At 63.5% G+C, this 26,460-nt stretch carries 27 protein-coding genes; 7 read left to right on the top strand and 20 right to left on the bottom strand.

Translation table 11 applies throughout. From position 1 onward, the window contains the following. Positions 1–696 precede the first annotated feature (696 nt). From ACT3TP_RS13830 to ACT3TP_RS13800, 7 genes are all read right to left on the bottom strand, one after another. Positions 697–1,518 carry an alpha/beta fold hydrolase gene (locus ACT3TP_RS13830; RefSeq protein WP_444620834.1) on the bottom strand — a complete coding sequence of 274 codons (822 nt, stop codon included), beginning with the start codon at positions 1,516–1,518 and terminating at the stop codon, positions 697–699. Next, positions 1,518–1,871, bottom strand: coding sequence for a HigA family addiction module antitoxin (locus ACT3TP_RS13825; RefSeq protein WP_444617262.1), 354 nt, complete (start codon positions 1,869–1,871; stop codon positions 1,518–1,520). The genes ACT3TP_RS13830 and ACT3TP_RS13825 overlap by 1 nt, the downstream gene beginning before the upstream one ends. 4 nt (positions 1,872–1,875) lie before the next feature. Further along, on the bottom strand, positions 1,876–2,619 hold the full coding sequence (locus ACT3TP_RS13820) for a class I SAM-dependent methyltransferase (RefSeq protein ID WP_172801974.1): 744 nt from the start codon (positions 2,617–2,619) through the stop codon (positions 1,876–1,878). 128 nt (positions 2,620–2,747) lie between these two features. Then, the gene (locus ACT3TP_RS13815; protein ID WP_044496367.1) at positions 2,748–3,242 is read right to left on the bottom strand and encodes a nucleotidyltransferase domain-containing protein; all 495 of its coding nucleotides are present in this window, start codon (positions 3,240–3,242) and stop codon (positions 2,748–2,750) included. Continuing rightward, positions 3,239–3,541, bottom strand: coding sequence for a HigA family addiction module antitoxin (locus tag ACT3TP_RS13810; RefSeq protein ID WP_444617265.1), 303 nt, complete (start codon positions 3,539–3,541; stop codon positions 3,239–3,241). Before ACT3TP_RS13810 ends, ACT3TP_RS13815 begins: the two co-directional genes overlap by 4 nt. Continuing rightward, a complete protein-coding gene (locus tag ACT3TP_RS13805; protein WP_157320449.1) occupies positions 3,528–3,773 on the bottom strand; it encodes a type II toxin-antitoxin system RelE/ParE family toxin in 246 nt (81 codons plus the stop codon). Before ACT3TP_RS13805 ends, ACT3TP_RS13810 begins: the two co-directional genes overlap by 14 nt. A 140-nt stretch (positions 3,774–3,913) precedes the next feature. Continuing rightward, the gene (locus tag ACT3TP_RS13800) at positions 3,914–4,402 is read right to left on the bottom strand and encodes an HXXEE domain-containing protein (protein ID WP_444617268.1); all 489 of its coding nucleotides are present in this window, start codon (positions 4,400–4,402) and stop codon (positions 3,914–3,916) included. A gap of 279 nt (positions 4,403–4,681) precedes the next feature. Between ACT3TP_RS13800 and ACT3TP_RS13795 the strand changes: the two genes are divergently transcribed. Beyond that, positions 4,682–5,665, top strand: a complete 984-nt coding sequence (locus tag ACT3TP_RS13795; protein WP_141393428.1) for a hypothetical protein — start codon at positions 4,682–4,684, stop codon at positions 5,663–5,665. 104 nt (positions 5,666–5,769) lie between these two features. Here the strand turns inward: ACT3TP_RS13795 and ychF are convergent, their stop codons facing one another. From ychF to ACT3TP_RS13780, 3 genes are all read right to left on the bottom strand, one after another. After that, positions 5,770–6,855, bottom strand: a complete 1,086-nt coding sequence (ychF, locus tag ACT3TP_RS13790) for a redox-regulated ATPase YchF (protein ID WP_096283047.1) — start codon at positions 6,853–6,855, stop codon at positions 5,770–5,772. 46 nt (positions 6,856–6,901) lie between these two features. Beyond that, the gene (locus ACT3TP_RS13785) at positions 6,902–7,996 is read right to left on the bottom strand and encodes a 4-hydroxy-3-methylbut-2-enyl diphosphate reductase (protein WP_444620833.1); all 1,095 of its coding nucleotides are present in this window, start codon (positions 7,994–7,996) and stop codon (positions 6,902–6,904) included. Positions 7,997–8,095: 99 nt separating this feature from the next. Next, positions 8,096–9,256 (bottom strand): SH3 domain-containing protein, encoded by a 1,161-nt coding sequence (locus ACT3TP_RS13780; protein ID WP_444620832.1) that lies wholly within the window; start codon positions 9,254–9,256, stop codon positions 8,096–8,098. A 307-nt stretch (positions 9,257–9,563) separates the two neighbouring features. Here ACT3TP_RS13780 and xseA point away from each other — a divergent pair, with 307 nt between their 5' ends. Further along, positions 9,564–10,832 carry an exodeoxyribonuclease VII large subunit gene (gene xseA, locus ACT3TP_RS13775; RefSeq protein WP_444620831.1) on the top strand — a complete coding sequence of 423 codons (1,269 nt, stop codon included), beginning with the start codon at positions 9,564–9,566 and terminating at the stop codon, positions 10,830–10,832. Positions 10,833–10,841: 9 nt separating this feature from the next. Then, positions 10,842–11,072 (top strand): exodeoxyribonuclease VII small subunit, encoded by a 231-nt coding sequence (locus ACT3TP_RS13770; RefSeq protein ID WP_444620830.1) that lies wholly within the window; start codon positions 10,842–10,844, stop codon positions 11,070–11,072. A 21-nt stretch (positions 11,073–11,093) separates the two neighbouring features. Here ACT3TP_RS13770 and ACT3TP_RS13765 read toward each other — a convergent pair whose 3' ends face one another. The 6 genes from ACT3TP_RS13765 to ACT3TP_RS13740 all read right to left on the bottom strand — a co-directional run bounded on the left by ACT3TP_RS13765 (position 11,094) and on the right by ACT3TP_RS13740 (position 16,761). Continuing rightward, the gene (locus ACT3TP_RS13765) at positions 11,094–11,957 is read right to left on the bottom strand and encodes a PPK2 family polyphosphate kinase (RefSeq protein ID WP_444620829.1); all 864 of its coding nucleotides are present in this window, start codon (positions 11,955–11,957) and stop codon (positions 11,094–11,096) included. A gap of 87 nt (positions 11,958–12,044) precedes the next feature. Next, a complete protein-coding gene (locus ACT3TP_RS13760; RefSeq protein WP_444620828.1) occupies positions 12,045–13,847 on the bottom strand; it encodes a GmrSD restriction endonuclease domain-containing protein in 1,803 nt (600 codons plus the stop codon). A 111-nt stretch (positions 13,848–13,958) separates the two neighbouring features. Then, on the bottom strand, positions 13,959–14,114 hold the full coding sequence (locus tag ACT3TP_RS13755) for a hypothetical protein (protein ID WP_444620827.1): 156 nt from the start codon (positions 14,112–14,114) through the stop codon (positions 13,959–13,961). A gap of 19 nt (positions 14,115–14,133) precedes the next feature. Next, positions 14,134–15,354 carry a pyridoxal phosphate-dependent aminotransferase gene (locus ACT3TP_RS13750; protein WP_444617277.1) on the bottom strand — a complete coding sequence of 407 codons (1,221 nt, stop codon included), beginning with the start codon at positions 15,352–15,354 and terminating at the stop codon, positions 14,134–14,136. A 67-nt stretch (positions 15,355–15,421) separates the two neighbouring features. Continuing rightward, positions 15,422–16,249: a glycine betaine ABC transporter substrate-binding protein gene (locus ACT3TP_RS13745; RefSeq protein WP_444620826.1), complete on the bottom strand. Its 828-nt coding sequence runs from the start codon at positions 16,247–16,249 to the stop codon at positions 15,422–15,424. A 38-nt stretch (positions 16,250–16,287) separates the two neighbouring features. Beyond that, a complete protein-coding gene (locus ACT3TP_RS13740) occupies positions 16,288–16,761 on the bottom strand; it encodes an NUDIX hydrolase (RefSeq protein WP_444620825.1) in 474 nt (157 codons plus the stop codon). Positions 16,762–16,872: 111 nt separating this feature from the next. Between ACT3TP_RS13740 and ACT3TP_RS13735 the strand changes: the two genes are divergently transcribed. Further along, a complete protein-coding gene (locus tag ACT3TP_RS13735; RefSeq protein ID WP_444620824.1) occupies positions 16,873–17,373 on the top strand; it encodes an Lrp/AsnC family transcriptional regulator in 501 nt (166 codons plus the stop codon). Between the two features lie 77 nt (positions 17,374–17,450). On the opposite strand, the gene ACT3TP_RS13730 is transcribed toward ACT3TP_RS13735, so the two are convergent. Both ACT3TP_RS13730 and ACT3TP_RS13725 read right to left on the bottom strand, forming a co-directional pair. Next, positions 17,451–18,239 carry a hypothetical protein gene (locus ACT3TP_RS13730; RefSeq protein WP_444620823.1) on the bottom strand — a complete coding sequence of 263 codons (789 nt, stop codon included), beginning with the start codon at positions 18,237–18,239 and terminating at the stop codon, positions 17,451–17,453. 183 nt (positions 18,240–18,422) lie between these two features. Next, positions 18,423–19,040, bottom strand: coding sequence for a GNAT family N-acetyltransferase (locus ACT3TP_RS13725; RefSeq protein ID WP_444620822.1), 618 nt, complete (start codon positions 19,038–19,040; stop codon positions 18,423–18,425). A 74-nt stretch (positions 19,041–19,114) separates the two neighbouring features. On the opposite strand from ACT3TP_RS13725, the gene ACT3TP_RS13720 reads away from it, so the two are divergent. Both ACT3TP_RS13720 and ACT3TP_RS13715 read left to right on the top strand, forming a co-directional pair. Then, positions 19,115–19,732, top strand: coding sequence for a 5-formyltetrahydrofolate cyclo-ligase (locus ACT3TP_RS13720; protein ID WP_444620821.1), 618 nt, complete (start codon positions 19,115–19,117; stop codon positions 19,730–19,732). 64 nt (positions 19,733–19,796) lie between these two features. Beyond that, positions 19,797–20,495 (top strand): RcpC/CpaB family pilus assembly protein, encoded by a 699-nt coding sequence (locus tag ACT3TP_RS13715; protein WP_444620820.1) that lies wholly within the window; start codon positions 19,797–19,799, stop codon positions 20,493–20,495. On the opposite strand, the gene ACT3TP_RS13710 is transcribed toward ACT3TP_RS13715, so the two are convergent. Beyond that, positions 20,492–20,809 carry a hypothetical protein gene (locus ACT3TP_RS13710; protein ID WP_444620819.1) on the bottom strand — a complete coding sequence of 106 codons (318 nt, stop codon included), beginning with the start codon at positions 20,807–20,809 and terminating at the stop codon, positions 20,492–20,494. The genes ACT3TP_RS13715 and ACT3TP_RS13710 overlap by 4 nt on opposite strands. Continuing rightward, positions 20,806–24,900 carry a DNA helicase gene (locus ACT3TP_RS13705; RefSeq protein ID WP_444620818.1) on the bottom strand — a complete coding sequence of 1,365 codons (4,095 nt, stop codon included), beginning with the start codon at positions 24,898–24,900 and terminating at the stop codon, positions 20,806–20,808. Before ACT3TP_RS13705 ends, ACT3TP_RS13710 begins: the two co-directional genes overlap by 4 nt. Before the next feature lie 557 nt (positions 24,901–25,457). On the opposite strand from ACT3TP_RS13705, the gene ACT3TP_RS13700 reads away from it, so the two are divergent. After that, positions 25,458–26,318, top strand: a complete 861-nt coding sequence (locus ACT3TP_RS13700; RefSeq protein WP_444620817.1) for an Ltp family lipoprotein — start codon at positions 25,458–25,460, stop codon at positions 26,316–26,318. Positions 26,319–26,460 lie beyond the last annotated feature (142 nt).

Here is a 26,460-nt window from a genome sequence, read left to right as displayed (position 1 = left end):
ATACTCCGGCCATGCCCACGCTGATCAACCAGCAGCACCCGACATTCCTGGAGTGCCCTCCCAGTCAGCATTAGCTCCCGGGAGCTTCCTGACAAGCCGTGAAGCAGAACCACCTTCGGTCCGCCGCCACCGGCACGCCTCTTCACATCATCTGTAGGTCTCTCAACGGTGACCGATTTGCAACACCAACACTATGAGCACATCGTCATGGACGTCGTAGACGATCCGGTAGCCACACACGAATGCGACGGTCACCAAGGTCTACGACAATCCAGCCGCGCCCCACCACAGCGTGCGGTGGTGCACCCGGAAGCGAGGAAGGCAGTGCAATGAGAAACCTATTTACCTGAGGTTTTCACCTGGAGCAACGTATCAAAGTTCCCGGAGGTATTGACATGACGCAACAGGGAGATCAACAAGTTAGCAGCGTTACAGATCATAATGCGGAACACATGCTGTTCGCCACGATAGCCAACTCCGCACGGTGGGATACCGGCGTTAAGCTCAGCAGCTACTGACGGTCACTAGCGCCTTGCAACTTCATCTCTTGCTATCTCGTTCCGCAACTCTCCCTAAGCAGCAGGCCATCGTCTGGACGCAAAAACGCCCTCGGCTTCAAAAGAAACCGAGGGCGTTCGAGCCAAGAAGAACTAGACGTTGAAGCGGAACTCCACCAAGTTCCGGCACGGACCAACCTCAGCGACCGCTGGGTCGCAACGGCCCGGTCTGATCGCGGGACAGCCAGTGATGGAGCACATCGGTCCACTCGTCGAAGGCGTCAAGGTGGGCGTCATGGCTGCCGTCGGCCAGATCTACTCTCTCCGTTTCGGGCCTGCGCCAGACCAGTTCGTCCTTATCGGCATCGCTGAACATCCCATGCTTTGCGAAGACCGCGAGCGTCGGAACCTGCAGAGCCTCCCACTCCTGCCAGCGCGGCTCATGGACGGCCTCGATCGTGCGCTGCGTGACCGAGGCATCGAAGCGCGGCACCAGGCCATCATCGGTCTGAAGAAGGTCGGCCACCCAAGCATTGACGATCGCGTCATCACCGAGGAACCCCCGCGCGGCAGCTTCGTCTTCGAACGGCACCGGCCAGGACTCGAAGTAGCTGCCGAGTCCGGCAGCCTCTCCCGGATCACCGTTGCCCGCCACGTGCCCTTCCAGCATCACGAGCCCCTCGACCAGGTCTGGCCTCGCCGCCGCGACAAGGAACGCGGTGTGGGCTCCCATCGACTGCCCGACAAGCGTCGCCCGCCGCCCAGGGACGAGTTCCTCAATCACTGCGACGACGTCTCCGACGAACGCATCGCGCGACAGATCATCGGGAAGCCGCGTGCTCGCGCCGTGCCCCCGCTGGTCTACGAGCAGCACACGATAGCCCGGTAGCGCATGCGCCGTGGGCAACAGTTCGCGTGAACTCCCCGCGAGGCCGTGCAACAGTACGACGGTGGGGCCATCGCCACCGAGGTCGGTGACCGCGATCCAGACGCCGTCGGGGCGCAGCACTGTGCGGTCCATCACGTCAAGCGCAGTGGCGTGATCGCCGCGACCATGTCGCACAGCACTCGACGCTCGAGCCGCAGCTCATAGTTCGACTGTAAGTTCATCCAAAACTCCTCGGACGTGCCGAAGTAGCGCGCGAGCCGGATAGCTGTGTCCTCACTGATCCCGCGCTTGCCGTGCACGATCTCATTGATCCGGCGCGGGGGCACACCGATCGACACCGCAAGCTTGTTTTGCGTGATCCCGAAACCCTCGATGAAGTCCTCCATCAGGATCTCTCCCGGGTGGATCGTCTCGATCCGATCTGACTCAGTCCCCGCCGCGCTGCGTGAGCGTTGACGGTGTGCGGCCCAACCCTCCAGCTTCATCGGCCTACGGCTTCGTCGCGTACACGCGGAAACGCCGCTGAGTCACCTTGATCGGGCGATCTTCGTCCAGCGCCAACAGCTGGGCCTCGTGCTCAGATACGGAGAAGTTCGGCGCATCCCAAGGAGTCAAGGCAAGATACGTGACCAGCGCCGTCACGCTCTCGAACTCCATCGTTCCATGCCAATCGTCCACGACGTCAACATTCAGGCCCGCCGTCTCAATGTCATCGACGAAGCGACGCGAAGTCACATGCGGATACTCAAACGGCTGACCGAACCATTCGTGGACCTCCTCCGCATCATGCCCGTCGACCTGTTGCGTCAACAATCGACCCCCGGGAGCCAGCACCCGTGCAATCTCCTGCGGATCAATCGACTCATGGCGGGACATCACGAGATCGAAGCTGCTGTCGGCAAACGGCATCCGCGTGTCCTGCTCAGAGTCGTACCTGACAACTGCGATGCCCCGCGAGGCAAGAGCGCGGTGCGCTACCGCGACGTTCGGTTCCCAACCCTCAGTGGCGATGATGCTCTTGCCCGTGATGTCGTCCGAGCCCAGCAGGTCCAGCAGCCTCTCACCGCCACCGGTCCCAAGGTCCGCAATCCGCCGTGCAGAAGCAATGGCGGAGAAGCAATCCTGTTCGAAGTCCCACCACGGTTCGTCGGCGCTAAGCTGCCCGTCGAGGGTCGAGAAGTCCCAGCCCACCATCGTCGACTCTCTGTACACGCGTCGCCACTCGTCAATCATGAGGCCAGCATAGTACGTTTCGTCTCGCCTGCGGCCGGCTCAACGACCGGAACACGTCAGACGTTGAAGCGGAATTCCACTGAGTTCCGGCACGGACAACCATCTGCGTCAACTGCCCGCCACGGACCTCAAGAGTGGTCGGCGACCAACCTCCCAAGCACGTCGAGATCGTGGCGGTCCTCCGGCCGGAGGTCGTAACCGAGCCTCAGCGCCATGAGTCGCGCGGCGCACGCGACAACTACCGAGCGATCTCCGATCACTCCGACCGCGCGCTCGCGCGCTCGGTGGACGAACGAGTCTTCACCGAAGCCCTGCTGGACCCCGTCGCCGACACAGTCCACGTCCATCGGATGGATGTCGACCGCCCTGTCGCCGGCGCGCAGCTCAACTCGGATCGGACGCCAGTCCTCCACGATGCTGTATCCGCGACCGAGCAACCATTCCATGAGGGCGTCGACCGTCGTCGAGTCGACGAACACATCCAGATCACCATGCGATCTGGTCTGGGAACCGTGCAGAGCGTCAACGGCCCATCCGCCGTTGACCTGGTAGACGACTGATCGCTCCTCGAGCCAGCCAACGACTCGGACTACCTCAGCGGCGTCCATCCCGCTGAAGGTCATGCGGATTGCAGCGGCACGATGGCGTCGATCTGCTCAGCCGCGCGATCCTCTGCGAGGTCGAGGCCGTAGAGCGTCTGCAGGTTCAGCCAGAACTGTGCGGTGGTGCCGAAGAGCTTGCCGAGCCGGAGCGCGGTGTCCGCCGTGATCCCCCGCTTGCCATGCACGATCTCGTTGATCCGCCGAGGCGGGACGCCGATCGACACGGCGAGCTTGTTCTGCGTGATCCCGAAGCCCTCGATGAAGTCCTCCATGAGGACCTCCCCAGGGTGGATCGGAGCAATCTTCTCAGTGGTAGTCAACGATCTCCACCTCCTCCGGTCCTGCGTCGGTCCGCACGAACCAGATCCGCCACTCGTCGTTGATCCTGATGCTGTGCTGCCCGGCGCGGTCGCCCTTCAGCGCTTCGAGCCGGTTGCCCGGCGGGACCCGAAGATCCTCGATGGACTCCGCCGATCCCACCTGACGAAGCTTGCGCAGTGCGACCCGATGGATCCGATGATCGATCGAGCGCACTCGCTCACGACGCCACAATCGTTCGGTGTCCTTGCTGCCGAACGATCCGAGACCAGGCTATAACGACCGGCGTCAATAACGCTAGACGTTAAACCGGAACTCCACCAGGTCGCCGCACATACGAACCTCACACGACATGCCGTTTCTTGCTTTTCCGGTCAGTTCTTGGCCGCGGACACCCGACGGATCAGTCGTGCGCCTACCTGGCATACCAATGCGGCGGGCAGGAGCAATGCGACGCCGTTGACCGTGTCACGAAACCGCAGCTCGCACCCGTCCCGCTGGAGCTCTCGACGCGCTATGAGCGCCCCGGGAAGCATGATTGGCAAAACCGTCGCAACACCGGCGGTGTAACCACGCTGCGCGACTGAAGCGCCGAGGTGAGTCACGACGTGGGCTTCCAGCCCGGCAACGACTGCCCGATAGATCGCCGACTTCCCGGTAGAACGTACGCCGCGGCCACACGCCACCGCCACCAGAATTCCCATCAGACCCACAGCGATCCACGATTGCTGCGGCGTGATCCTGAGCTGTTCTATACCAGTGCGATCCACGAGACGATCGCAGGAAGTAGGAAACGCAAACGCTTCCTCGATGTCGTGGACTATCCACGCCGCAAAAAGTGCAGCCGGCCCCTTCCAACTCACAATTCAGCCTTCCCTCGCGCATCCAACCCGGATGAATCTGCTCGCGGACCTACGCGCCCACCAGCATTATTTCACGGCCGACTGAGTGCTTGAAACTATGCGATCGAGAGATTGAACCGGAACTCGACTAAACGTTAAATCTATACTCAACCACGTCGCCGCACATACCAACCTCTGCCGCCAGACACGAGTTAGATGCTGCGCAAGACGGCGAGACGCTCCCTGGCCGCTCTGCGAACCAGCCAGATTATATGCTCAATATCTGATATTCTCATCCGGATGACTACCCCTGATGCGCATGCACTAGAAGCGGCCGAGCGATGGACTTCCTCGCAGATCAAGAACTGGTCGCCACAGTGGCGGACGAATCTAGCAGAATGGCTGGAGCCAAACCTCGCCCTCGTCGGAGATTCTGAGTGGGGCGGCCAGATCCGGGACATGGTTCAGCTCCCCGTCCAAGACCCCCTCGCGTGGGCGAACAGACGCGTGGAACTGCCGAACGGACATTGGGCCGTCGCGGGTATTCGGTTCCGGGGGCGAGACATTGAGAAGCCATTCGTGGACATAATCGCAACATCACTGCCGCCTGAACCATTGGGATTTGCCGCTCTCGGTGATGTTTTGCCGAGCTTCGACGCCTTCTCGCCGCTGTGCATGCGCGTCAACCTACCCGACCCGGAACAGCGACTTCGAGCGCTCACTGGTTCGGGTATGGATGTTGGACAAGCTACGCCAGATCTGCTGATCGTGGCACGCCCCGTAGCCGAGATGCGCGAGCAGCCTCTGGCCGACCGCTACGACGATGTGACTCTCGTTGCTTGCGCTCCGGAAGAAGCAGCAGAACGCGTCGCGGCAATCTACGAAGCACTAAAGCCATCACGGCCGCAACTGGGCCAGTGGGCCGTGCCGGCTGACGCAGAGTCGCTTGAGGATGCCGCGGAAGAAGGGCTACTTTTCGAGATTCGCGTGGGTGGCACCTCAGCGGGCATTGTGGCCGCAGAGCGTGATGATTCCTACGGATTCACTGGCTTCTGCATGCAGGAGATCGCCCTCAATTCAGCACATCGCGGACAACGTGTGGGCATCGCCGCCTTACAGCGGCTGACGCGACAAGTGCCGGCGAACACTAACGATGTGCTTTGGGGGCATATCCATCCAGACAACGTACCGTCTCTGCGTAACGCCCGAGACAGCGGGCGACAAGTGGTTACCGCTCATGTGTGGGTCACGCCTACTGGATACCGCGGAATGCCAACGACCTAAGCGGTTGAGGCACTTACTCGCCTGGTTGCGCACGCTAGATCGGAACTCCGGCAAATTCCTCGGCTTGAGGCAGAAGAGACGAAAACCCTATTCAGGCGGCATTTTTATACGTTGAACCTAAATTCCACCACGTCGCCGTCCTTCATGATGTATTCCTTGCCTTCGATGCGCGCCTTGCCCGCGGACTTGGCGTTGGCGATCGAGCCGACCTCAACCAGGTCCTCGAAGCCGACAACCTCGGCCTTGATGAAGCCGCGCTGGAAGTCGGTGTGGATGACGCCGGCAGCCTCGGGAGCGGTGGCGCCCTTGTTGATGGTCCAGGCGCGGGTTTCCTTCGGGCCAGCGGTCAGGTAGGTCTGCAGTCCCAGGGTGTCGAAGCCGACGCGAGCCAGCTTGCCCAGACCGGACTCGACGATGCCCGCATCTTCCATCATCTCCTCGGCTTCGTCTTCTTCCAGCTCGGCGAGTTCGGCCTCGAACTGCGCATCCAGGAAGATCGCCTCGGCCGGGGCGACCAGCGCCGAGAGCTTGGCCTGCATCTCGGTGTCGGCCAGTCCGGCTTCATCGGTGTTGAACACGTAGATGAATGGCTTGGTGGTCATCAGCTGCATCGGGGCGAGCTCTTCGAGATCCACCCCGTCGGTCTTGGCCGCGGAGTACAGGGTCTTGCCCTCTTCGAGGATCTTCTGCGCATTGAGCACCGCGTCCACGAAGGACTTCTCGATCTTCTTGGTGCGCAGCTCCTTCTCCAGGCGCGGCAGCTGGTTCTCGATGGTCTGCATATCGGCGAGGATCAGTTCGGTGGCGATCGTCTCGATATCCGAGGCCGGGTCGACCTTACCGTTCACGTGGATCACGTCGTCATTGACGAACGCGCGGGTGACCTGGCAGATCGCGTCGGCTTCGCGGATGGTGGCGAGGAACTTATTGCCTAGGCCTTCACCCTCCGAGGCGCCCTTGACGATGCCGGCGATGTCCACGAAGGACACGGTGGCCGGCAGGATGCGCTCGGACCCGAAGATCCCGGAGAGTACCTTCAGCCGCGCGTCCGGCAGCGGGACGACGCCCACATTGGGTTCGATGGTCGCGAACGGGTAGTTGGCCGCCAGTACCTGGGCACGGGTCAGCGCGTTGAACATGGTGGACTTGCCGACGTTGGGCAGTCCGACGATTCCGATAGTAAGAGCCACGGGAGGAAATTCTACCTTTGCTTAGAAGATGCGGGAAATGAAGTGCTTAGCGGGTTTCCGAGGAGCGCCGTCCGCCCAGAGCCCGGGCGTCATCGCCGGACTCCTTGAGCTTGCCGCGGATTTCCTTGGGCAGCGAGAAGATGATGTCTTCCTGGGCGGTGGTGATCTCCGCGACGTCGGTGAAACCGTAGTCGGCGAGCAGGGCCAGCACCTCCTGGACGAGCACATCTGGCACCGAGGCGCCGGAGGTCACGCCCACGCTGGAGACGCCCTCGAACCAGGTCTCGTCCACCTCGTTGGCGAAGTCCACCCGGTAGGCCGCCTTCGCCCCGTGATCCAGCGCAACCTCAACCAGGCGCACCGAGTTCGAGGAGTTGGCCGAACCGACCACGATCACCAGTTCCGAGCTCGGGGCGATCTCCTTGATCGCCGCCTGCCGGTTGGTGGTCGCGTAGCAGATGTCATCGCTGGGCGGATCCTGCAGGTTCGGGAAGCGCTTGCGCAGCCGACGCACGATCTCCATGGTCTCGTCCACGCTCAGCGTGGTCTGCGAGAGCCAGATGAGCTTATCCGGGTCCTTCACCTGCACGGTGTCGGCCTCTTCGGGGTTGTTCACGATGGTGGTGACCTCCGGCGCTTCGCCGTAGGTGCCCTCGACCTCTTCGTGGCCTTCGTGGCCGATCAGCAGGATCTCATAGTCGTTCTTCGCAAAGCGCACGGCCTCGCGGTGCACCTTGGTGACCAGCGGGCAGGTCGCATCGATGGTGCGCAGGCCGCGGTCCTCGGCGGACTGCACCACCGCCGGGGAGACGCCGTGGGCGGAGAACACCACCAGCGCGCCGCTGGGCACCTCTTCGTTCTCTTCGACGAAGATCGCGCCGCGGGATTCGAGTTCCGAGACCACATGCACGTTGTGCACGATCTGCTTGCGCACGTACACCGGGGGCCCGTAGTGCTCCAGGGCTTTCTCCACCGCGATGACCGCGCGGTCCACGCCGGCGCAGTAGCCGCGCGGGGCGGCAAGCAGCACCTTGCGTTCGGTGACCTGCGAGGAGGCTGCGGCGATCTGCTCGGGAGTGCGGCGAATACGCGGAATCCGAGGGATCGGCAACGAGACCGGGACAGAAGTGGAAGTAGCCATACCTCTAGTCTACGAACCCGGCGCAAGTTAGCGCATGCTCATATGATGCGCGCCACCCTTAATAGGCTGTGAGATCTGCCTCCGTGTCCGTAATCGCTGCTAGCACGGCAGCTTGACGGGCAGCCTGACCGGGGTGCGCACCACGGCGCCGGCGCCATCGGTCCCGTGATAGGCACGGCACACGTTCACCCCGCGCTGCGCCAGCTTGGCCTTGATCTGCTTCAGCGCATCGGGTGAGAATCCGTACCATTGCATATGCATCAGCACCGTGTCCCCGGGGACTGCCGCGGCGGCCCGCGCCACGGTGATCGACTTGGATTTCGCCTCCCAGTCCCGGGTGTCCCGCGTCCAGGTCCAGATTCCCATGCCGCGGCTGTCATAGCCGCAGCGCACGCTGGCATCGATGGCGCCGTAGGGTGGCCGGCCGAAGTTCGTATGCACTCCGCTGCCGCTCAGTTGGGCGCCGGCCTGCAGGCAGGACAGCGGACGCAGGTCCGGATGGCTGATCGAATGGTTGATGACCCACTGCCCCTTGCCCCGGGCCAGCGCCGCGAGGTCCACGCCGTAGCGCGATTTGTAGGAGCCGAGGCAATTACCGGTCGGAGCGAGCACCAGGCCGATGTTGCTGGTTGCCGCATAGGAAATGACCGAGTTGAAAGAGCTCAGGCTGCTCGGGCAGTCGTCGAAGGTCAGCACCACCCGGCTGGTCCGATTCGGGCCGGTGGATTGCGGGGCCGCCGGCGGCTTCGGATAGGTCGTGACATAGCTGCCGCTGACCCATCCGGTGCGCCCGGCATAACTGGCCTTGTACCATCCGTTGCTCGCCCGTGCGTAGGCCGGGACGGTGTTCCCGCGCGGAATGGTCACCAGTATCTTGTACGAGGTGGACGCGCCGCTGCGCAGATTCAGGCTGTCCAGGGTGCGCACCGTGGCGGCGACCACGTAGGATCCGCTGACGTAGCCGGTATGCCCTGCGTAGCTGACCTTGTACCACCCGTTGGAGGCGCGCCCGGAGACCGGGACCGCGGTGCCTTTGGGGATCGAGACCAGGACCCGATAGGCGGTGGACGGGCCGGTGCGCAGATTGAGGTTGTCGGTGGTGCGTACCTTGGCCGGCAGATCGATGGACAGCTCCGCGGCCACCGCGATGGCCGCGCTCGCGGGGGCTGCCACCCCGGCGGCCAGAGGCACCGTGCCCACCAGCAATCCCAAGGCCAAACAGGTCGCGGTGGACGAACTAACGAGATTTTTCTTCCCCAATGGCCACCGCATGATCCTGCATCTCTCTATGTAATTTTCCCCAATTACCGCTCAGTGTCCTCCCCCGCCCGAAGGCGGACAACGGCTTGAGGCAGGATTATCCCAATCGTTGAAAAACGCGCCGCGCACCGCCTCCGCGGCATGAAAATCCGTCATTTTTTGCCCGGACTGTGATCATGGCTCCGCCGCTCGCGCACCCCGGCGGGCACCCTGCAATCCGGCAAATCGTCGGCATTGTGCGATAGTCTCTCATGAGCCACCGGCACGTTTAATCACGGACGGGCCCCGGTTATGCAGGAGAGGACCCATGCCACCAGAAGCGCCGCGCACCATGCCGGCAACGGCCGCGGAGACCAGTGCCGAAAACCCGTGGCCGCTGCGCATACTGACCGAAAAACTGAAGATCCACATCGAGAACTCCCCGGTCACCTGGGTGGAGGGCCAGCTGCTCGAAGCGAATGTGCGCAATGGCCACGGCTATCTGACGCTGCGCGATGTGGACGCGGACAACTCCTTCTCGGTCACCGTCTGGTCCTCGGTGATGCGCAAGCTGGAATCCACCCCGGAGGTCGGCGCACGCGTGGTCGCCCGGGTCAAGCCGAGCCTGTATGCGAAAACCGGGCGGCTCTCGCTGAACGCCACCGACCTGCGCCCGGTGGGCCTGGGCGAACTGCTCGCGCGGCTCGAACGCCTGCGCCAGGCCCTGGGCGCCGAGGGCTTGTTCGCGATGGAGCACAAGCTGCCGCTGCCGGTGCTGCCGCGCACCATCGGGCTGATCACCGGCCGCGATTCGGACGCCGAGAAGGACGTGGTGCGCAATGCGACGCTGCGCTGGCCGGCGGTGCGCTTTCGGATCATCAACACCGCGGTGCAGGGAAATGACGCGGTCGCCCAGGTGCGTGCCGCGCTGTCCGCCCTGGACGCCGACCCGGACGTCGAGGTCATCGTGATCGCCCGCGGCGGCGGCGCACTGGAAGACCTGCTGCCCTTTTCCAACGAAGAACTCATCCGCGACGTCTTCGCGGCCACCACCCCGGTGGTTTCGGCCATCGGGCACGAGGCGGACCGGCCCATCCTGGACGATGTGGCCGATCTGCGCGCCTCGACGCCGACGGACGCCGCCAAGCGCATCGTCCCGGATCTGAACGAGGAGTTCGCCGGCATCGAGCTCTCGCGCCAACGCCTGGACCGGGCGATCAACAACCTGCTGCAGCGCGAGGCGCAGACCATCACGGCGCTGCGCCAGCGCCCGGTGCTGGCCAATCCGCAGGACATGATCGACGCGCGCGCCGAGGATCTGGGGCGCTGGCGGGAACGCTCGATGGCGCTGATCCGCCACCGGGTGCAACGCGCCGGAGACGAGCTGGGCCATCTGCGTGCGCAGATGCGCGCGCTCTCCCCGCAGCAGACCCTGGACCGCGGCTATTCGGTCACCCAGCTTGCCGATGGCACCGTGGTGCGCACCGCCGAGGAGCTGCATCCCGGCCAGGGCCTGCGCATCCGCGTGGCCGCCGGCAAGCTGAGCGCCACCGTCGACGAAATTTTCCCGGCCGCACCGGCCACCGAAGCACTTTAAGGAATGACCATGACCGAGCAAATCCCCGAAGATATCGCACAGCTCTCCTATGAGCAGGCCCGTGAGGAGCTGATGGCGGTGGTCAATCAGCTGGAGACCGGCGGCGTGCCGCTGGAAGCCTCGCTGGCGCTGTGGGAGCGCGGCGAAGCGTTGGCCGCGCACTGCGAGAATTGGCTCAAGGGCGTTTCACAGCGCTTGGAGCAGGCACGTGCCAACCACAACCAGGCTTCCGGCGAATAGTCGCTAGATCCTAACCGCGCATTACTTCGCGGCTTCCAGACGAGCCTTCTCTGCCTTCACATCAAAGGCAGCTTCAGGCCAGTCTGGAGTGATGCGTTCCAAGGTGGCCAGCAATAGCTCGGCTATGCACAGACGTGCCTTCCACTTCTGGTCAGCCGGGATGATGTTCCAAGGAGAGCTCTGGTTATTGGTGCGGTTGACAGCAACCTCGTAGGCGGCCTGAAAGTCATCCCACAGCAGCCGGTCATCAACATCCCCCGGCGAGTACTTCCAGTGCTTGTCTTCGCGGTCCAGTCGTTCGGACAGGCGCTCATATTGCTCTTCGCGGCTGATGTGCAGCATCACCTTGATCGGGTGGATATCCTGCTCGACCAGCTGCTTTTCAAAGTCGACTATTTTTCCGTAGCGTGATTCGATCACTTCAGGCTTGGCGAAGCCCTTGACCTTGGCGACCAGCACATCTTCATAGTGCGAGCGGTCGAAGACCCCGACCAGTCCCCCAGCCGGCAGCTGCTTGGTAATGCGCCACAGGAAATCGTGAGCGGCTTCTTCCTTGGTCGGCGCCTTGAATGCATGGTGCTCCACGCCCTGGGGATCCAGCATTCCCAGGACGTGGCGGACAATTCCGCCCTTGCCTGCAGTATCCATTCCCTGCAGGATCAGCAGGACTGCGGGAGCACCGTCGCCGGCAACCGAAGCGGCGAACAGTCGTTCTTGCAATTCTGAAAGTTCCTCTGCCAGCTGCTCCATGCGTTTTTCAGCAGCTTTTTTATTCTTTGGTGCATCTTCAGGCCACCACGAAGCATCTTTGGTTGCTCTTTCGGAAAGCTTCATCTCTGGCTCGGCTCGCAGTGCTTCAAGCAAGCTGGCGGGATATTTACTCATCGAAAATCTCCTTCTTTGAATTACAAAATATTAGCCATCCCGCGCTTTCAGAACATCAAGCGGCGCAGATATACATAGACGTTATTTTCACTTCACGTCGTTCAGTTGAGGTTGTTCGCCATTGCAAAACAAGTCCATAAACTTAGCAACAAGTACAGCTCGTGTTTCTAGATACGCATCAAAATCAGATTGAACCGCTGATTTCAGCAATTCGTCGCTTAGATCGCTATACGGTCCCGCATTCCTCAATGCAGAAAAAGGGGTCAGGTGAGTATCTAGACGTTTCTCGATATCGTTTGCATCGGGGGCTCGTTGGGCGCGCTCTTCTAAATAAGCGATCGGGTCGAGACGACCGATCGTCCTATTGGTCTTCCATGTAATCAAGACACAGTTCAAAGCTCTCATCGAGTCGATTCCCGCATCCTTCAAAAGCTTGTCCGGAAAAACATGGTGATACTCGCGGCTTTGGATGTTTTCGGAATTAATTTCCGTATCGTCCGCGAAGTCCCTCGCGCCAAAGTAAATCGAAGCAGCGAGAACCGCGCGCGCCAAAGAACTCTTCCGACGTGGCCACCCCGCACCGATGAGCTCTTTGACGGTGGGCAATGGGTACTGCTCCGGGTTAAATACTGGGACAGAGTCTTCAGATCCAGTCCCCTCAAGCACTTCTCTCAAGGCCCGATAGTCCACGAAAGCTCTCGAAGCCGCCGCTGCTTCATACCTAGTCGTGAAAAATGAGCGCCATGAATAGCGACGCATCAGTTTGTCAGAAGTTGCACGACGATCTCCTAGGTCGGGTTCAGCCGCAAGGAGTGCAGCGATCACCGGCACCGGAACGATGGATGGAAGTCGTTCGCTGTCTAGGATCCTCATAGACTCGATGACTTGCAGGGCCCTGCCTAGTCCGCTTTCTACCAGTCCCCAGTTTTCAATGAACAACTTGTAGTCCATATCGAAGAAGCCCTGCTGGCTGGGAATCTTATTCTGCAGAAGAGCTGACGTCTGCAACACGGCTGATTCAAGCTGTAAATATCGTTTTAGCTTGGGAAGCTTCTGGTCAAGCTCAGCTTCGAGATCTTTGAGCAACTTGCCAGTAGCGCCTTCTAGCTCCGCGACGATAATGTCGTGAGCGTTCAGAGGTTTCGCATTCGTGTTCATTTTGACGAACACGCCCAAGGCGGTGTGCTTCGACGTAGTGGCTGGGAGACGCAGATATGGAAGGTTGAAGTGCTTCAGAGTTTCGCGCTTCTCAGCGATTAGTTTTCTAATCTGTGCTCTTCGATCGCTCGCGAATTTTAGAGCTTTGCGATACTCGGAAAGAACATCAACTTCGTCGCCAGGTTCTAGACCCGCCGTCGCTGACTCAACCCAGTCGTCGACGCCGTCGAACATGGGATTAAACAGTCGAACTGGAATTAATCCACGGTTCAAACACTCACACGGAGAATCTGTCCAAATTGGGAATCTAGTTCCGGAAGTGTTTTCCCAACGCGATACCTTGCGGATGGTCACGCCATCATCATCATTTTGACGGTTGTCGTCCAAAACAGGGAAATGCACGAAATAAGTCATCTTCGGATCGTTATCGTGCAATGCGCGATAGAGCGCTGTAAGTCTTTGCTGGCCATCAAGTAAATGTTCAGTAACCGTGGTTGGCCTCTCGGGGACCGATTCCAAGGGTCTTGAGACGAACTGTTCGTTATCGCCAACTTCAAGAACCAGGGCAACGCCTAATGGGAGATCGTCGATGATGGTCTGGAGAAGCGAAACTACGCGCTTGGAGTCCCAAGCAACCCCTCGCTGAAAACTCGGCAGTCGTAGCTGGCCAGAATCGACTCTCGTGAGCCAATCGTTGACCATTCGGTTCTGCGCTTCGCTACCAGTCCCCATGCTCGGATCTCCTTGCGTGTTGAAGCTTCCTAGTTACGAATGAAGATTATCAAGCCAAACCCCGATTTTAGCGTCGAAAGTCGTATGCGACTACGGAATTTGGCGAAACGATCAACTCCCCACTTTCAGTTGTTGCTTCTCTTGGAAGAAATTCTCTTTCACTTGGAAAGAGGCGATCCCCTCTTTCGCCCGTTGCCAGAGCACCGGATCGATCTTGGGCTTAATTGAAGAAAGACGGTGGAATACCAACTTGCGTTGGTTTTCCACCGTCTTTACGAAGAACCTACTAGGCCCGGGCGCGCCAATCTTCGAGGAAGGCCGAAATGCGGCCCACCGCGTCCTTCAGATCGCGCACCGCCGGCAGGGTGACCAGGCGGAAGTGGTCCGGGGCCGGCCAGTTGAACGCGGTGCCCTGGGTGATCAGGATCTTCTGCGCCTTGAGCAGTTCCAGGGCGAACTTCTCATCGTCGTGCATCGGGTAGACCTCGGGGTCCAGCTTCGGGAACATGTACAGCGCGCCCTTGGCCTTCTGCACGCTCACCCCGGGGATGGCCTGGAGCAGGTCGTAGGCGGCGTCGCGCTGTTCGCGCAGCCGGCCGCCGGGCAGGATCAGGTCATCGATGGACTGGTAGCCGCCCAGCGCGGTCTGGATTGCGTGCTGCCCGGGCACGTTGGCGCACAGGCGCATGTTGGTGAGCAGGTTGATGCCCTCTACGTAGTCCTTCGCCTGGTGCTTGGGCCCGGAGATGGCCATCCAGCCGGAGCGGAAGCCGCAGACCCGGTAGGCCTTGGACAGCCCGGAGAAGGTCAGCACCAGCACGTCGTCGGCCAGCGCCGCGGTGTTGATGTGCACCGCATCGTCGTAGAGGATCTTCTCGTAGATCTCATCGGAAAAGACGATCAGGTTGTGCTTGCGCGCCAGCTCCAGGATCCCCTCCAGGGTCTGCTTCGGGTAGACCGCACCGGTGGGGTTGTTCGGATTGATGACCACGATGCCCTTGGTGCGATCGGTGATCTTCGCTTCCATATCGGCCAGATCCGGCAGCCAGCCCTCTTCCTCGGTGTTCAGGTAGTGCACCGGGGTGCCGCCGGCCAGCGAGACCGAGGCGGTCCACAGCGGGTAGTCCGGCGCCGGGATCAGCACCTCGTCGCCGTTGTTCAGCAGCGCGTTCAGCGACAGCGTGATCAGCTCGGAGACCCCGTTGCCCAGGTAGACGTCGTCCACCCCGATGGTCTGGATGCCGCGGGTCTGGTAGTACTGCGAGACGGCGGTGCGCGCCGAGAGGATGCCGCGGGAGTCCGAGTAGCCCTGCGCGTTGGGCAGGTTGCGGATCATGTCCACCAGCACCGCGTCGGGCGCCTCGAAGCCGAAGGGCGCCGGGTTGCCGATGTTCAGCTTCAGGATGCGGTGCCCCTCGGATTCCATCCGCTGGGCGTGCTCAAGCAGTGGCCCGCGAATGTCGTAGAGCACGTTGTGGAGCTTCGAGGATTGCTTGAATTCTGCCATGGGTACACTTTCTCATGATTGGGGCGGGGCGCGCGCCTTCTGGTCGGCGCATGAACACCCGCCTAGGTTAGTTGTTCAACAGCTTGAACCGGGTGGCGGCGGTTTCCGGGTCCAGCGCGTCGGCGCCGGTGACCATCCGGTTGATGCCGATCAGCGCCTCCTGGTCCAGCTGCTCGCTGACCTGGTCCACGACGTTTTGCGCCGGCTCGTCGAGGTCCGCACCGGCCAGCGGCACCAGCGGCGCGTCCGCGAAGATCTCCGCGCTGCCCGGGACGATGTAGAAGCCCTCATCGCCGATGATCGCATCGGCGGCCGAGAGCACCAGCACCCGATCGATCGAGGCGCGCAGCTGTCCGGGCAGCTGCTCCGCGGCCACGGTCTTCACCTCGGGCTTGGCGCATCCGGCGTCTTCCAGGGCTTCCACTAGCGGGTCGCTGGCCGGCTGGGCGCCGATGAAGCTCAGCTCCGGGCAAGCGGCGGCGAGGCTGGGCACCGAATCCACCGAGTGGTGCTTGGCCTCGGCGGCGCTCATCACCAGCACCGCGGAGCCATTGGCGCCGCTGGCGGCCAGGCTGCGCGCCGCGGTTCCGGAGGTGGCCTCCCGCAGCTCGGCGGCGGTGGGCTCGGCGAGGGCCACGTCGGCGTTGCCGTCGAGCACCTGCTGGTAGGGATCCGCGTTCGGCTGGAGCTCGGTGACCTGGTAGCCGGCCGCACGCAGCGCCTCGGCATAGATCTTTCCCAGCGCGCGCTGGGTGGGGTCCGTCCCGGCGGACAGGGCGAGCTCGATCCCCTTGGATTCTTCGACCGGCTCCGGGGACTGGCTTGTGCAGGCGGACAGCGCCAGCGTTGCGGCGAGGGCCAGCACGCCGGCGGTGGTGGTTTTAGCTAAATTCATCTCCCCTGAATTCTAGGCCAGCGGGTCTTGCTTTTGCGCTAGCGCACGCCGGGCGAGGTCAAACGCAGGATGCTGTCCACCCGTTCGATCCGGTTCAGCCCCAGGATTTCCTCCCGGGTGAACCAGGCCGCTTCGCTGGTGGAGCCGTCCTGCTCGTGGCGCAATTGACCGCCGAGCAGCCGCGCCCGGTAGGTCACGGCCACGGTCTGCATCGGGTGACCGTCCCCGGAGTAGCGCTTCGCGGCGGGGATGATGCCGGTGCTGACATCGAGCAGGGAAAGCTGGCCCACGTGGTAGCCGGTCTCCTCGTAGACCTCGCGGATGACCCCGTCGGTGGCCTGCTCGCCCAGGTCCACCCCTCCCCCGGGCAGCGACCAGCACGGGGTGAATCTGGCATCGCGATGACGCATGTCCCACAGCGTGAGCAGCACCTTGGACTCGTGCTCCACCAGGGCATAGGCCGCCAGGCGGGTGTCGAAGGGTTCACCGGTGGTTTCGGAGCGTCGTGTCATAGGCTCCAATATATCGGCCGGGCGCCATCGGCGGCGGGATCCGAGCCGGAGGCGAAGCAGAAAACCGCCAAACATTTCAACGAACGGCGGCGGGTATGGTGAAATATTCTTATGTCATCGCACGCAGAGTCTCCCTTCGGCACCGATCTGGACGAGATCGATCGAATCATCATCGACGAGCTGGTCAGCAATGCCCGCATCTCCAATGCGACGCTCGCGCAGCGCGCGGGCATCGCCCCGTCCACCGCCTTGCTGCGCACCCGCTCGCTGGTGGAGCGCGGCATCCTCACCGGCTACCACGCGGAGGTGTCGCTGGCCGCGGTGGGGCGCACCGTGCAGGCGCTGATCTCGGTCAAGCTGCGCGCCCACGACCGCGAGAAGATCGACACCTTCCGCCAGCGCATCCCGCAATTGCCCGAGGTGCTCTCGATGTTCCACGTCTCGGGCGGCACCGACTACCTGCTGCATATCGCGGTCGGCTCCACCGAGGCGCTGCGCGACTGGGTGCTGGACAACCTGGCCACCGACGAATCGGTCGGGCACACCGAAACCACGCTCGTCTTCGACCACCAGCTGGGAAACCGCGGACCGCTGCCCTTCGGCGAACTCTAGGCCCGCCGGAGCCAAAGCCTCTGGGCAAGACAGAAGGCCCGCATCCTTGTCGATGCGGGCCTTCCTTGTACGGTGTGCTAGGCGCGGCGGCGCTGCATGACGGCGTCCAGATTCAGCTTCGGCTTGCTCGCTGCCACCGGGGCTTCGACCGGCTTTTCCACCGGCGCGGGCGCTGGGGCTTCGGTTTTGGCCACGACGCTGGCGATCGAGGCGCGTTCCTCGGCGCTGACCTCGGCGGCCAGGCGCTTGGCGCCCTCGGCGGCCTTGAGGCTGATGTGCTTGGTGGGGCGCAGCGGCTCGGAGACCGGGATCGGCTCGGGACGCACCCGGGCGACGATTTCGCGCTGCGTCGCCTCGCGCACCTCCACGTAGGTCGGCTTAGGCACCTTGGTCGGCTCCCAGGTGGCCGGCTGCTTCACGCCGCCGTCCCCGCGGGCCACGCGCACCGCTTCGGCACGCAGTTCCTCGGCGGTGATCGCCGGGGCGCGGCGGGCGGAACCCGGGCGGGCGTCGAAAACCTCATCCTCACCCGCTTTGCGGGAGATGACCTGGTTCGCCTCATCGGCGAAGGCCGGGGTCTGCAGGGCCTGCTCGCGGGTGGCCTGCAGATGCGCCAGCAGCTTGCGGTTGCGATCACGCACCGCCAGGGCACGCAGCGTGGCCACCGAACCCAGAGCGATGGCGAAGAAGATGCCCACGGCGGAGAAGCTCAGCGCGGTGAAGGGCGCCAGCACGAGGCCGAGAAGCGTGGCGAGCACCGCCAACAGGCCGAGCACCGCCACCGCCAACCGCCCATAGCGCACACGGATCTTCAGTCCGCTCGCGGCAGACTGCGCTCGCGTTTCGCTCTGTGACGTGCCAGCCATGGGGGTCCTCCAACACCGTTTGAACGGTCAGATCAGGTGGAAGCCGAATAGTTAGCTTCCTCGGTCAACACTATGCAACGCCGGAGGCAACCACGGGCAATTTTCTCGGTGTGTCCGCAAGAATTCGCAAGTGATGGGCACTTCTGCGCCCGCAGCGGGGGTTCGGCCAACGGACGCACCGCTTTATTCGTAGATGCGTTCTAGCATGCTGCCGCGCAGCTCCTCGCGGTTTAGTGCAAATGTTCGATGATCGCGCCATTGCCCGTCGATATGCAAGAACCCCTTGCGCAGCCCCTCATCGCGGAAGCCCAGCTTGTCCACCACGCGCAGGCTCGGGGTGTTCTCCGGGCGGATGTTGATCTCCACCCGGTGCAGCGCCAGCTGTTGGAAGCAGTGGTCGATCACCAGCGCGCAGGCCTCCGGGACCAACCCGTAGCCCGCATGGGCGCCGTCGATCCAATAGCCCAGCGAGGCGCTGCGCGCGGCCCCGTACTGGATCCCGCTGACCGAAATCTGCCCGATGATCGGCGGGTTCCCCCGGTGCAGCTGCGGCAGCGTCATAATCCAGGAGTACCCGGTGCCCTCGTGCGCCGCCGCCCGCTTGGCGGCGAGCAGCTGCCGGAAGCTCATCGGCTCCGGCGATCCCAAGGGGTTCGTCGGGTCCCAGGGCTTGAGCCAGTCCGCGTTCGCCGAGCGCAGGGCGAGCCATTGCTGCTGATCGCGCAGCAGCAGCTCGCGCAGCAGCAAACGCGAGGAGGACAACTCGGGCAACGCGGCTTTTCCGCGCAGAAAACTCAGCATGCACATATCGTATCCCCGCGGAGCTCACCTGCACTTTTATGACCCACGGTCCGGGTGGCGCGTAGAGTAAGACCATGAATGCAGCCACTTCCCCACCAGCGGGCGAGAGCAAGCAGGCCCGGCGCGCCGCCGTGCGGGCAGCCCGCCGGAAGATCTCCGCGAACAGCTCGGCGCTGCTGGCCGAACAGCTCGCCGCGCGCGTGCTCGATTACCTGGATTCTTCCACCGGAACCGTCACCCGGGTCGGACTCTACCTGTCCATGCCCGATGAACCGGACACCTCGGTGCTGCTGCCCCGGCTGGTGCAGGCGGGCATCGAGGTGTACCTGCCGGTGTGCGAACCGGAATACCAGCTGCGCTGGGCGCATTGGACCCCCGAGGTGCAGCTGGTGGACAGCGCGCGGGCCCCGGTGCGCGAGCCGGTGGGCGAACGCCACGGCGCGCAGCTCTTCGACACGGTGCATACCCTGTTCATCCCCGCGCTGCTGGTCGACGAGCGCGGCCTGCGCCTGGGCCAGGGCGGCGGCTACTACGACCGCTTCCTGCCGCAGGTCGCGGACAAGGCCACGCGGATCGCCGCGCTGGTCTACGCGAGCGAATACGTGCCCGCCGGAAATTTCCCGGTCGATGCGCACGACCGCCCGGTGGACCTGGTGATCACCCCGGAGCTGGTGCACACCATCGACCCCTAACCGGTTGCCCACAGTTCGCCGCCTGCCGCGCGGCTAGGGTGCCGGGCGGGGTTTTGCTGGGGGCATGAGCAATTTACCCCCACGCCGCACCCCGGTGATACCGCGGCCCCGGATCCGTGCGGCACGCAGCCGCAGCGAGCTGTTCCGCCGCTACCGCAAACCGCTGGCGCTGGCCTGCACCCTGCTGGCGCTGGCCGCGGCGCTGAACGTGCTGGCCACCGGGCAGCTGGCCCAGCGCCAGGTGGTGGTCGCGCTGGCGGATATCGCCGCCGGGCGCACGGTGAGCGCGCCGCAGATCGAGGTGCAAAGCGTTCCGCTGGCTCCCGATGACCGGCAGGTGATCACCGAGCCGGCCGCGGTGCTCGGCCAACGCCTGGCGGTGGCGGTCCCCGCGGGCACGGTGCTGCGCGAGCACCTGCTGGTCGGACCGAATCTGCTCACCGGTTCCGCCGCCGGGACCGTCGCGGTGCCCATCCGGCTCAGCGATCCGGCGACGGTGACCCTGATTAATCCGGGCCAACTGGTGGATATCGTCTTGACCACCGGGGACGGGTTCGAGCAGCAGATCAGTTCGCGCACCATCGCCCGCGCGGTGCCGGTGCTCTGGGTGCCCGGCGGTGACAGCGGCGGCGAGCTGGGCATGTTCAACGCCGCCGGCACGCCCGGCGAAGGGATCATCGTGGTCGCCGCCGCCAATGCCAGCTCCGATGAGCTGGCCGGGGCGGTTTCGCGCGGCAAGGTCTCCGCGGTGCTGGTGAACTAGCCCCAGTGCGGCGGCTTGTCCCGCTTCATCGCTTCGGCCAGGTCCTCGGCCGGCTCTCCCCACATCCGCGGGTCATCGTCCTTGGCGCGCAGCTCGTCCAGCGGGTTCTGCGGCTCCTTGGCCTTCTCGGTAGAACCGCCGCGGCTTGCGGCCAGCGCGCGATCCACCGATTCGCCGGCGGGCACCGGCGCATAGCTGCCGGTCAGCTCGACCTTGACGCTCAGCTGCTGGGGAGGGGCGATAACGCGCGGACGCTTCACCCGGCCGGCGGGCTTGCCGCCCGCCGGCGGAGTACGCCCTGCTTGCTTGCTCATTTGCCGTCGGGCTTCGCTTCCGCGCCTTCCGCGCGCGCCGGGATCGGCGCGGGGGTCGGCACCGCGTCCTCGGCGGGCTGCGCGGCCGCCGGTTTCGGCGCGGGCTGCTGCGCTGGCTGCTCCGCCGGTTTGGCCGCCGGTTTCTTCGCGGCTGGCGGGTCGGCGGTGACGGAGCTGGCGGAGACCGGCGGGGCCATCGGCACCCGGGTGCGCGGCCCGGTGTGCGTCGCCGCGGGCGCGGCCGGACGCAGCTCCAGGCTTCGGGCCAGCCGGTCGGTGACCGAGGCCGGATCGGTAAACACGTCGATGGTCCACAGCGGCACGTAGCGCCAGCCATGGTTCTCGAAGAATTCCGGACGCAGCCGGCTGCGTTCGCGCACGGTCAGCCCGGCATAGTGCTCGGTGCCATCGTAGACCACGGCCAGCGGGCGCACGGCGCCGGCGCCGTCCATATCCAGTGCGTGGGCCGAAAGATCGAGCACCCCGCGGTAGTCCTCGGACACGATCGCACCGCGTTCGCGCAGGCGCCGGGCCAGATCGGAGACGAGTGCGTCGAAACGCGGGCTGCGCATGGAGCTGACTCCGGAATCCCCGGCCTGCACGCGGCCGAAGAGCTCGAAGAACTGCCGCGCCCCGCGGTACACCCGGTCCAGATCCACATCGGCCGGCAGCAGCCCGGAGACCAGGGTCATCCGCTTGCGCGAACGGGTCATCGCGGACACGAACAGCTGCTCGCCGCCGGGGCGGGATAGCGCACCGAATTCGTGCAGCGTCTTGCCGTGCGGGGTCCGCCCGAAGCCCCAGGCGAAGATGACCGCGTCGCGGCGCACCCCGATCAGCCGGTCCATGGTGGTCACCACGAAGGGTTCAACCTTGGAGCGCAGGGCGTTCATTGCGTATTTGTGGTTGGGCAGCTGCACGCGGATCGCCTCGGCGATGGCCGCGGCGTGGGCCCGGTTCGAGGCGATCACCGCGAGCGACTCGGTGGAGTGCGCGGCGAAGTGCGCGAAGACCAGGTCCACGACCTTGGCGACCTCCGCGGCGGTGGTCTGCACGCCCTCCTCGCTGCTGGACAGCGTTCCGGTGGCATCGGGCACGTACACCCCGGTAAGCAGCGGGCTGCTTCCGGTGATCGTCACGGCCACGGGCAGGCGCGAGATGGCCGAATCGTAGTAGGTGTTCGAGAGCTGCTCGACCAGCCCCTCGTCGATGCCGCGGTACACGGTGGACAAGGTGCCGGTGACCAGCACGCGGTTCAGCGCGGTGAGCGCGGAGAGCCCGGGCTTGCGTTCCTTCAGCCGCGCGGTGGGGTCCACCGACACCTCGAAGGTCTTCGGGCCGCCGAGCATCTCATCGCCGATCGCGATGACCTGCTTGGAGCGGCGCACCGCATCGAGCACCTCGCGCAGCGTCAGGTAGTTGGCCTCCAGCAGGATCACCGCATCGAATTCGGTGTCTGCCGGCAGCGCGCTGCCCAGCAGCAGCGGAGCCGAAACGAACACCGGGGTCAGCGAGTTGACCAGCGCCGGACCGAAGTCGAGCAGGCCGGCGACGGTGGGGGTGCCGTCCTTCAGGATGCCGCGCAGCGCCTTGGAGGCGGCCCGGTGGTCGGCCAGCGAGGCCTTCCAATTGCGCGCCAGCGCCCAGCGGATCCGGGAGGGGCCCGAAGCGATATGCGCCCCGTCGGCCAGCCGGAAGTCCGCCTCGATCTTCTCCAGCTTCGCGCCGTCGTTCATCGCGAGGAAGTCGTCCCCGGAGATCATCGCCTCCAGTGCCGACTGCCACCAGGCGAGCTCGAGCTCGGCGTCCACCGCGTCCGCGTCGATTTCCCGTTCGGCGAAGTCGGCCAGCAGATCCGACAGCCCGCCCTCGGAGAGCTGCTCGGCGATCAGCGTGCGTTCGGGCAGCTCGGCCAGGTCTTCCTTGCGGTCCACCAGCGCGGCGATGGTATCCAGCAGCGTGGCGATCGGCATTTCGCGCAGCCGCGCACCGAGCTGGGCGGGCAGCACCGCGGCGAGCTTGTCGATCCGCGCGCCGGCGTCATGGTATCCGGCCTCCACATCCAGCAGCCCGCCGGGAACCGCGGGGTTCCGCTGGCTGGTGGCGTAGATCCGCCAGGCGTCGCGCTGGACGGAGACCGCCTGCAGGGCCGCCTGCAGATCGGAGACATGCATGCCGGGGCGCACATACTCCTTGGCGATCTTGCGCAGCCGGGAGCGGACGATGGAACCCATCTCCACCCCGTGCTCGCGGCGCCAGGCGCTGGAGGCGGTGGCGGCGATCAAATCGTCGATCTCGCCTTCGAAGATGTCCGCCTCGAACTTATCCAGCGAACCGCGCACGGCGACCAGCAGCTGGAGCTGGTCCCCCCACTTGTCGTAGCTGTCCTCCAGGCGGATCTGCGACTGCGCGGCGATCTTCTGCATGTGCTCGTGCAGGATCGGCAGGTCCCGGCCCAGCCCGCCGGCCAGGGTGAGCGCCTGCTCGGTGGCCTCCTGGTTGCGCAGCGGCGCGCCGAACCAGGGGCTGGTGGTGTGCGATTTGGAGAAGGCGCCCAGCTGCGCGGCGCGCTTGAGCTGCGCGGCGACGTGGCCGCGCTGGCCCATGGAGTCGAGCACCGAGCGTTTGAGCCGCACGGTGGTGGACGGGGCCGGATCCAGCGAGGTGAGCCGGGCCAGCTCCTGCATCGCCTGGTAGGGCGAGCAGCCCCAACGGCTGCGCACCGAATGCAGCGACTTGACGTGCTCGTGCAAGGAATTGCGGCTTGCGCGCAGCTTTTCCAGCAGGCTGCCCAGCTGCGGTTCGGTGGCGCGCTCGTTGCGCAGGATCGCGCGGATCAGCAGGTTGCGCAGCGCCTCGGGGTCCTCATTGGGTTCCAGCAGCAGGCTGCCGGCGTCGAGCTGCTCGTTGAAGCGGCGCACGAATTCCTCGGCGGCCGAACGCTGCTCGGCGACAACCAGCACGCGCTTGCCCTGGGCGGCGAGCAGGCCGGCGGCGTTCAGCGCGGTCTGCGTGGCCCCGGTGCCGGCGGCGGCGTTGATGCTCACCGATTCACCCGAGGAGATGTAGTCCAGCATGCGCGCCTGGGATTCGTCGGCGTCCAGCAGGTAGAGCTCTTCGGCCGGATCGCGTTCGTCGCTGTTCTTGGCCAGCACGCTGGTTCCGGTGTGCACCTTGCGGGTGGCGCCGCCCGGTGCCGGAGCACTTGGCTCGCCGGAGCGCCGGGTTTTGGAGGAGTCCTTGATCAGGCTGGCGACGCGGCGCAGCCGCGAGCCGGCCGGCTCTTCGGTTTTGCCTTCGGGTTCCGCCTCGGTTGGCGTCTCGGAGTCCGCGTCCGCCGAGGCCTTGGCTGGCGCGGTTGGCTCGGCTTCGGCGGGCTCGCCGGCGTTGTCCTCGGCGCGGATCAGCGCCTCGATCACCGGGTGCGAGCCGGTGAGCTTCGCCGGGTCCGCAGGGTCGATCAGATCGGAGAAGGTGGAGACCAGCAGGCGGTGGCCGATGACCACGCCGGGGACCTCGGAGAGCTGCTGGCGCAGTGCGTCCATGCCGCGGACCGGGTCGAAGCGGGCGATGGAGTAGGCCGCGGCGTCCACCGCGTCCACGTCGATGCGGGCTTCGTGGTCGGACTCGAATTGCCGCACGAAGGCCGGGGATATCTCCGCGCGGCCCACCAGCTGCACGTCGTAGTCGTCGTGGTCCAGGTGCTTGGTCAGGGTGATCCGGCCGAGCATGATCGGGGCGGATACCGGTTCGCTTTTGCCCTCGTGCACGGCACGCCAATTCGCGACACCGGCGGCCAGGTAGCCCACGTCGATGCCGCGCTCTTCCCAGAGCTCGGCGGTTTTGGCGCTCAGCGCCCGTGCGGTGCGCCGCGCCGCGGCAAACTGCTCCGCATCGTGCAGCAAGGTGGACAGGCGGGTGCGCCGACCTGCAAGAAACTGGGCCAAACCCGATGGATTTGCGTGAGTGATGTCGATGCTGTTCGACATCGACGGCGCAAATCGCAAGGTGGTGTCGGCGCCGGCACTCTGGCCCAGGGATTTCACCCAGGTGGCGACGCGCTCGGCAGCAGCATTTTGGCCACTAGTCACGACAGTTATTCCCTTCACTGAACCGACCATCACGGCGCGCCACAATGACAGCGCGCCTCCTTCCTAACGTAGTGCACGCACCGGTGAGAACCGGGGCGCGAAACACGTTTCCGCGCTCAGCAGTAATGTCACAAATGGAGAAAGAGCACGCGACATATATTTCAGCACCGGGATTCTGGCTGTCGAGTGAGGGGATCTTGCCTTTTTCGACTGGTAGGCCGCGATCTTTTGATTGCGAATTAAAACAGACGTGGCAATAAAATCTGTCCCCAATCCGCATGAGCAGAGATTACCTTGCTGGACGGCACAACGTTCATTCATTTTATTCACCATCAAGTCAAACAATTTATTGCCACATTCTGGTCGGCAACAGTGCGGCAAGCTGCTCCAAACATACTAAATATGCCAATGTGCACAGTGCGGACTTTGATAGCGAGCTTTTTAGTTAATGCTGGCAACGTAACCCTTCTAGCAATACTGTGTATAACCTCAGGACTTGCCTAATATAAGCTGAACGACCGTAGATTGCGGTATTCAGACTCGTGGGGGGAGAAATCGTGAAGAAATCAATCGCTTTTTTGGGAATCCTATTGCTTGCCGGGTGCTCGGCACCGACCGGGCAGAATGAAAATGCATCATCACCACCGAGCAGCCCAAGCCACGAAGTGACTGCGAAAGTTTCCATAGCAGTATCGGACGACGCTACCTGTCAGACGTTGCTTGGCGGCGTGGACAATCAGATCTCTGAAGCAGCAATTTTCCTTACCGAATTCGACGCAATTGACGATGAGGCATTCTCAAAAGCCAAGGACATCGCTGAAGGCCTGAGCGTTGTGGCGGAATCCGCCTCGCCCGACTTAGCCGATCTGCTATCTGTTATGCAAGAGCCGTTCGAAGAAATGGTAACGGCCGTTGAGAATGGTGACGCCCAGTTCCAATTCAAGGCCGAACGGTTTAAAACTTCCGCAAACGAAGTACTCCATATCTGTGAGCCATTGGTTGAAAATGTGGAAACGGCAAACCCAGAAACATCTGATTCGGAAGACCTAGCTCCCAGTAGTGCGCCCTCTGTCGAGTCCTATACGGAAGAACCAGAACCAGTAGACGAGTCACTTGAGACAGAAGAAGCCACAACGTCCCAGCTCAATGCGTTGAAGACGGCAAACGATTATCTCGATTACAGTGCTTTTTCGAAAGAAGGGCTCATTGATCAACTAATATTTGAGAAATATTCGAAGGCCGACGCGACCTGGGCAGCCGAGAATGTTAGCGTCAGCTGGAACGACCAAGCCGCATTAATGGCCGATCAATACCTAGACTATTCCGCCTACTCACGACAAGGTCTGATAGATCAGCTCGTTTTTGAAGGATTCACTAAGAAACAGGCGCAATACGGTGTAAAGCAAACAGGGCTCTGAACCTGTCGCGTGCTTGGCGGCTCAGCACACAACCGAAGTGAATCGTTTAACTACTTCGACCTCGCTGAATTCGGCTTCCAATCCACGGGCGCTAGCCTTTGAACAAGGAATCAAGGATGCTTATGACTCACTCCATTCCCAA

This window comes from Glutamicibacter sp. AOP38-B1-38 (assembly GCF_052377485.1).
Taxonomy (GTDB): Bacteria; Actinomycetota; Actinomycetes; order Actinomycetales; family Micrococcaceae; genus Glutamicibacter.
Note: the sequence above shows the minus strand (reverse complement) of the source record. Positions and strands in the feature narration are given on the sequence as shown.